Source organism: Natronococcus jeotgali DSM 18795, from assembly GCF_000337695.1.
GTDB classification, from domain to species: Archaea; Halobacteriota; Halobacteria; order Halobacteriales; family Natrialbaceae; genus Natronococcus; species Natronococcus jeotgali.
On the sequence record NZ_AOIA01000080.1, the window covers coordinates 23,879 to 30,240 of the forward strand.

7 protein-coding genes are annotated in these 6,362 nt (G+C 57.2%); 4 read left to right on the top strand and 3 right to left on the bottom strand.

Going from position 1 to position 6,362, the window contains the following annotated elements; genetic code table 11:
* Positions 1 to 243: 243 nt before the first annotated feature.
* From C492_RS08820 to C492_RS08830, 3 genes are all read left to right on the top strand, one after another.
* Positions 244 to 1,797: a DUF1254 domain-containing protein gene (locus C492_RS08820; RefSeq protein ID WP_239643413.1), complete on the top strand. Its 1,554-nt coding sequence runs from the start codon at positions 244 to 246 to the stop codon at positions 1,795 to 1,797.
* Positions 1,798 to 2,155: 358 nt separating this feature from the next.
* Complete coding sequence (locus tag C492_RS08825; protein WP_008422546.1) at positions 2,156 to 2,407, top strand: AbrB/MazE/SpoVT family DNA-binding domain-containing protein; 252 nt, start codon at positions 2,156 to 2,158, stop codon at positions 2,405 to 2,407.
* Positions 2,408 to 2,842 carry a PIN domain-containing protein gene (locus C492_RS08830; RefSeq protein ID WP_008422547.1) on the top strand — a complete coding sequence of 145 codons (435 nt, stop codon included), beginning with the start codon at positions 2,408 to 2,410 and terminating at the stop codon, positions 2,840 to 2,842. It begins immediately after the preceding gene.
* Positions 2,843 to 3,029: 187 nt separating this feature from the next.
* Here the strand turns inward: C492_RS08830 and C492_RS08835 are convergent, their stop codons facing one another.
* The 3 genes from C492_RS08835 to C492_RS24545 all read right to left on the bottom strand — a co-directional run bounded on the left by C492_RS08835 (position 3,030) and on the right by C492_RS24545 (position 4,682).
* Positions 3,030 to 3,542 carry a PIN domain-containing protein gene (locus C492_RS08835; protein WP_008422548.1) on the bottom strand — a complete coding sequence of 171 codons (513 nt, stop codon included), beginning with the start codon at positions 3,540 to 3,542 and terminating at the stop codon, positions 3,030 to 3,032.
* Complete coding sequence (locus C492_RS08840; RefSeq protein ID WP_049892897.1) at positions 3,543 to 3,845, bottom strand: hypothetical protein; 303 nt, start codon at positions 3,843 to 3,845, stop codon at positions 3,543 to 3,545. It abuts the gene before it with no gap.
* A gap of 99 nt (positions 3,846 to 3,944) precedes the next feature.
* On the bottom strand, positions 3,945 to 4,682 hold the full coding sequence (locus C492_RS24545; protein ID WP_169333444.1) for a hypothetical protein: 738 nt from the start codon (positions 4,680 to 4,682) through the stop codon (positions 3,945 to 3,947).
* Positions 4,683 to 4,768: 86 nt separating this feature from the next.
* Here C492_RS24545 and C492_RS08850 point away from each other — a divergent pair, with 86 nt between their 5' ends.
* On the top strand, positions 4,769 to 6,184 hold the full coding sequence (locus tag C492_RS08850; RefSeq protein ID WP_008422551.1) for an ATP-binding protein: 1,416 nt from the start codon (positions 4,769 to 4,771) through the stop codon (positions 6,182 to 6,184).
* Positions 6,185 to 6,362: the final 178 nt, after the last annotated feature.

Below are 6,362 nucleotides of genomic sequence, written 5' to 3' on the forward strand. Positions count from 1 at the left end.
TCATGAAATCCATCTCAAGAATCGTCGACGTATTATATGGAATGCTGGAGTGCGAACGTATGAGTTGGTCCCAACTGCTGCTGTGGGCTGCTCGGAGCGGTATGAGCCATACCCATGAGCAAAGAAACAAACCACGCGACGCCAGAATCGATCTCCGAACCGCTACGAGCTACGCGCCGGACCGCGCTTCGCGGGACGAATACTCACCAAGGAATCCCGGATTTAGACGAGACAGCTAATGGTGTGCACCAGTTCAGCACCCGAACGCTGACGCGCCGCGAGGCCCTCCAGAGAGGGGGAATCATCGCAGGCGGACTCACACTTGGTGGACCGACAGTGACGCGGACAGTCGCCGCCGATCGAGAATCCGAAGCGAGCCAAGACAACGACACGGATGCCAGTGTAGCATCGATCGCAGAAGACGCCTACTACTACGGACTCCAGCAGGTCATCTACTACGTGACGCGCTTCAACTACACGCAGAACGAGGACAGCGACGTCTTCGTGGGGGTCAATCGGTTGTACTATCCCAACGAGGGCCGACCGATAACGGCCGACTTCACGGCTGTGGTCAGTCCGAATGCTACCACCCTGTACGGGCAGGGCGTCCTCGACCTGCAGGACGAACCCGTCGTCATCGAGATGCCCGAAGTCTCCGATCGCTACTTCTCGTTGGAGTTGATGAACCAGTACGGGATCTACCCTCTCTACGCCGGGAATCAGTTTAACGGCACTGACGCGCGGTCGTACCTTATCTTGCCGGACGACTACGAGGGCGAGATCCCGGGCGACTTCGCCGCGACCGACGTCGTCCAAGCAGGGACGAAGACTCTGTTGACCGAACTCCGGTACGCGCTGCGCGATCCCACGGATGAATCCGAAATCGCGCACGTCAACGACCTGCAGGAGCAGACGACCATCACCCCGCTCAGCGAGTGGCTCGAAAACGACCGCTCGGGCGTGCCGCGGGCGGAGCAGTCGGTCGTTGCCGGCGACTACGAGACAGTTCCGCGAATGGCAGAACTCACAGAGCAGCAGGTCGAGAATCAGACTGCAGCGGACTTCTTCACGCTCCTCAGCCTCGTTCTGAACGACCCGAGCATGCCGCTCATCGACGACTCCCGCAAGGAGGCTGCGATGCTCGAGCGACTGGAGCAGGTCGGAATCGGTCTGGGACTAGAGTTCGAGTGGTCGGCCCTCGAGACCGACGTACAGGAGGCGCTGACCAGCGGATTCGAGAGGGGGTTCGAGCGCGTCAGAGCCGCCGCGGTGGAGGCCAACGGCGACGTCATGGTTGATATGAACGGCTGGAACGTCCTTCAGAACACGGGTGACTTCAGAACCGACTGGTTGACCCGGGCCGCCATGGCAGACTTTGGTTTCGCAGGCCCCGACTCGCCCGCGTCTCACGCCGCTGGGTTCAAATTCATCGACGCGAACGGTGACCCACTGGACGGATCGAACCGGTACACCATCACGTTCGACCTCGATAACCTCCCGCCAGTCACCGAGTTCTGGGAGATCCCGATCTACGACGCGCAGGGCTACTTCGTTGAGAACGACCTCGACCGCTACAGCATTAACAGCTACATGCTCGAAGAAGGGCTGTTGCGCACCGACGCCAACGAACTCGTCATCTACGTGCAGAACGAGGAACCGAACGACCCCGAACAGGCGACGAACTGGCTGCCAGCCCCCGAAGGAGGAATGCGCTTCGCGGCGCGGTTCTACGGCCCCCACTGGTCGCTGATCGACGGATCGTATGATATGCCCGAAGTCGTTCCTGTGGAGGGGTGAGGACGTCACACGCCGTCGCCAGCCCCTTGTCGGCCCCCCTGCATGCATTGTGGGGTTTTGCACGCACACTCTACCAACGGTAGAATCGATCAATCGAAGCGTGCGAGATACACGGAGCGAGAGCAACACGAACTGACGGGTGAGTAGCGAGGTCCGTGATCACTCGCTCCAGGGACAGATTCTCGATCGTGAATGCAGTGAAAATCACGAGATCAAGTGCGGGGGTGTTTCGAGACCCGATGGACAGCTCCCATCGACCTTGGAGTAGATTTGCGTCCTCTTCTGGGAGATTTATTTGTAGTACTGGGTAGTGTGACGGCACACTAAACTTTTTACGACTGGTCACCTACCGGGAGATATGAGCAGCGACAGAATCGATGCCGAAAGCAAGGTGTCTGGAAATCAAGCAAACATCCCCGCCCAAATACGGCGTGAACTCGATATCGACGACGGTGATCAGCTCCGCTGGCATCTCGAAGACGACGGGAGCATTCGGGTCCAAGTCATCCAACAGCAAACAGGCACGTTCGCCGACTTCGACGGCTACGCTGGTAAGGAGCCGACCGATGTAACGAGCGATCACGATGCTTGGGGCGTCGACGTCGAGTAAATGCCTCGTGCACTCATCGATACGACAGTCCTCTTTGCCGCCTCATACCGGCGGGATGCATTCCACGATACCGCGCTTCCTGTGCTCCAAGGCGTCGACAATGGAACGCTCCCGGAGGCAGTCGTCCTCGACTACGTTCTCGCGGAAACGCTCAACGGCCTCACAACCCACGCCGGCCACGACGCAGCCGTTGATCTCCTCGATCGGATCGAAGAAAACGCCTGCTTCCACATCGACTCACTCACCACTGATGCCCTCGCGACAGGGAAGTCCCTCTTCCGCCAACACGAACCCCTCTCGTTCGTCGATGCCTGCATTGTTGCGTATATGCAAACTGAGGGGCTCGGCTACCTGTATGGGTTTGACGATGACTTTGACGCTGTCGAGGATGTCTATCGGCTCGATACAGCAACGAATCCCTACGATCCGAACTGACACTGGCAGAATCATCTCGTCGAGATGTGCGTCCCGGTGCTCCGTCCGGGGATGCTGTGCGCGTTCGAGGACAAGTTCGACCACATCGTCAACTGATGCGTGCTCGGGATTCTTGGTTCGTTCACGAACGTCGTAGAGAGCGTCGTTATCGGGCATTCCTATTCACTCCGAAGTATCTTCCTCGGTGTTAGGGCTCCTCGAACAAAGATCGGGCCCGTTGCACGTAGCTGTTCGCGTCCCAGCTACGGGCGTCGCTGATCTCATCGAGGAGCAGTCGCGCATCGGCAGCCGATAGTTGCTCAGTTCGAACGAGAACCGAGAGCAGTGTCGGTGTCGTGACGAGCCGGGTATCAGCGAGTGAGGCGTGGATCAAGCCAAGTTGGTTGAACTCGTCACAGAGAAAAAGCGCAGCCTCGAGATCGTTCGCGAGGGTGACCGCCGCGTTTTCACCGTCATCGAGCGGAAACTCGGCATCAAGATCGACCGACTGTGTCGTGAATAAATTCGCTCGGTCGAGTACGGCGGACGCGGCGTGTCCATGGACGTCATCGTAGGAGGCAATCTCTCGGAGTTCATCGATGACCGCCGTTGGGACGACGACCTCGTACCGGGAGAGACAGAGTGCGAGTAGATCGGGGTCGTCGTTGGTAACGATCCCGAGACTTACGAGGGCGGAGGCGTCTGCGATGAGCCGCGACATCTATGCGTCGGCGATCTCGTCGATGAAGTCCTCGTCCAACTGCTGTTTCAACACGCGGAGGTTTGCCGCCTCTTCGGCGCCGACGAGCGCTTTGAGCTGCTCGAAGCTGATCTCATCGTCGTAATAGGCGGCGGCGATCTCCTGGGTGAGTGCGTCGTCGTGAGCGGCGTCTTGGAGGTACTCTCGAAGCGCGGTCACGAGGACGTCTGTTCGGTCTTCTCCGAGGACTGCGGCCAGTGCGTCGGCCCGGTCGATGAGCCGATTGGGGGCCCGAAACTGCACGCGCTTCTTATCGGTACTCATGATGTGTACATTGTGAGCCAACGCACTTAGCCGTTTTCGTGTGTACGATGTGAGCCTCATTCGGCCGAGCGTCACTTGTCCATGAGAAGATCCTCGAGGTCACTGTCCTGGTACTGGGGCAGCCACATCAGCGGCCCACGAATTCCATTGATTTTCCTCACCGGCATCTGGCATATTGAAGTTCTCATCGATAGAGGTGAGATAGCGATCGACGAGGACGATAGCGGTCCGATGGTTCGTATTTGGCATTGAATGAGCGAGAATGAAATGGGAGAGGAGTTCAGCCGCGACTTCGGGAACTTGCTGCCGCCACTCGACTTGGTTCAGAACTGTTGGCACCACCTCTAAGTCCATCTGCTTGTAGGTCGAGAAGCTGTGACCTCCCTCTTCTTTCTCTGTGAGGATTTCATCGGAAATTTTGATGACATTATTGATAGCTTGTTGCTCATCGGTAGTAAACTGCTTTTCAAACCATTCAATGACCTCTTCTTCGCTCTCAAATTCAGGCACAACCGAATTAGGCGCATTCTTGGTGTATTGGTGGTACACCTGCTTACCATCTACTTGATTTACTTCCTCAATGAACGTGACGTCAGACTCTCGTACCAGTTCAGTAACATCCTCCTCGCTGTTTACGGCGAGGAGGATGTCACCAACGACATGGAGACGCTGCGGGCGTGTGTCGCCTACGAGAATGCGAATCAGGGACGTATTCAGATCCTCCGCCGGCTTGAACAGCGGGCCAGCGAAATCCGCTCTCAGGATGACTGACGGAACATTCGGGAATATCTGTCGGAGCCTTAGTGGATGAAGGATCAAATAATTGGCCCGCCGCATTAGAGTTCAGAATATTATAGCTCAGACTATTATAGTTCGTCCCCTAACTTCGGAACTCGTTTGTATCTCCCACCACGACTGGAGGTATGGACCAGTTCGTCGATCGTATCGAGGAACTCGATCGGTTGCAGGCCCTTTATGAGAGTGACGCTGCAGAACTCGCAATTATCTATGGACGCCGCCAGATCGGCAAGAGCGAACTCGTCCGCCAATCGATTGCCGACCGCGACGATGCTGTGTACTATCAGGCAGTTCAAGGAACAGCGACGACACAGCTCAGGCGATTCGTCGAGGCAGCAGCGACGACCTATCCAGACATCACGGCTGTCAAAGAGGAATGGGAACCGCTCTTAACGTACCTCACCGACAGAGACGCCATCATCGTCATCGACGAATTCCCGTACCTCATTGAATCGAACGAGGGGCTTCCGTCGGTCATTCAACACCTGTGGGATACAGCTGTCGACGAGAGTCAGGCGACGCTCGTACTCACAGGCTCTGCAATCGGCATGATTCATACCCACGTCCTCGATGGCGGTGCGCCACTCTACGGCCGGGTATCCCAGACACCGAATGGCCGCCTCGAACTCACCCAGCTGCCGTTTCGCTCCATCCAAGAGTTCGTGCCGACGTACGATCCCGAAGAACGGGTGTTCGTCTATGGCGTCTTCGGCGGCACACCCCGATATCTCAGCCCACTCGATCCATCACAGAACCTCGGAGAGAACATCACGCGGCTGCTGTGCGACCCGGATGGTCCACTCCATGACGAGCCCGAAACCGTCCTCCAGATGGAACTCAACGAGGTGAACACGTATTTCTCCGTACTGGAATCGATGGCCAGCGGGAACCGCAGTCGAAACGAGATCGCCCAGGGAGCCGGCATCGAGAGCACCAACACGTCGTACTACTTTGACCGGCTTGAAACGCTCCAGATCATCGAGAAACACCATCCAGCATTCGCCGACCCGGCACGCAGCAAGCGGACGCGATACCAGATTCGGGATCCCGTGTTCCGATTTTATTTCCGGTATCTCTACGGCCGCGGGGGACAGTACGAACTCTACGGCGAGAACGCCTACGCGGATCTCATCGAACCGGAACTGCCCGACTTCGTCAGCGAGACGTTCGAGTCACTCTGTCATCAGGCGGTGCCGGCGCTCTATGCAGACTACCAGCTCACACAGGTGCCAAGCCAGTGGTGGTACAAGGGCCGGGAGGTAGATGTCGTCGCACCAACTGACGAGTCAACGCTGATCGTTGGCGAAGCGAAATTCACCAACACCCCCCTCGGTTATGACGTACTCACGGATCTCGAAGACGACGTGGAGCACATCGACTGGACACCCATCGGAGGTGGTGAGCCGACGTATGAATTCGCCTTGTTCAGCCGTTCTGGGTTCAAACGCTCGGTCGAGGAAGCTGCAGACGAGCGTAAGGATCTTCGTCTCTTCGATCTATCTGATATCGTTGCTATTCTTGAGAGTAAAGCCGACCAGTAACGCCGGAGGGTAACAGCTGGGGATGGTTTTCAACCCCCGAGGGGGCGCGGAGGAATCGAACGTACCCCTAGAGGCGAACCAAATGAAAGGTATGTGTTTAGCCCGAGCTGATTTCGGTACTGTCTCGTAGGAAGCGTTCAACGGACGCGATATGAACAGGCAGCAGACATCGGATACG

Excerpts from the sequence above, each read along its gene's own strand:
- C492_RS08825 (WP_008422546.1), top strand. The coding sequence starts at position 2,156 with ATGAGCAGCGACAGAATCGATGCCGAAAGCAAGGTGTCTGGAAATCAA.
- C492_RS08830 (WP_008422547.1), top strand. The coding sequence starts at position 2,408 with ATGCCTCGTGCACTCATCGATACGACAGTCCTCTTTGCCGCCTCATAC.
- C492_RS08835 (WP_008422548.1), bottom strand. The coding sequence starts at position 3,542 with ATGTCGCGGCTCATCGCAGACGCCTCCGCCCTCGTAAGTCTCGGGATC.
- C492_RS08840 (WP_049892897.1), bottom strand. The coding sequence starts at position 3,845 with ATGAGTACCGATAAGAAGCGCGTGCAGTTTCGGGCCCCCAATCGGCTC.
- C492_RS24545 (WP_169333444.1), bottom strand. The coding sequence starts at position 4,682 with ATGCGGCGGGCCAATTATTTGATCCTTCATCCACTAAGGCTCCGACAG.
- C492_RS08850 (WP_008422551.1), top strand. The coding sequence starts at position 4,769 with ATGGACCAGTTCGTCGATCGTATCGAGGAACTCGATCGGTTGCAGGCC.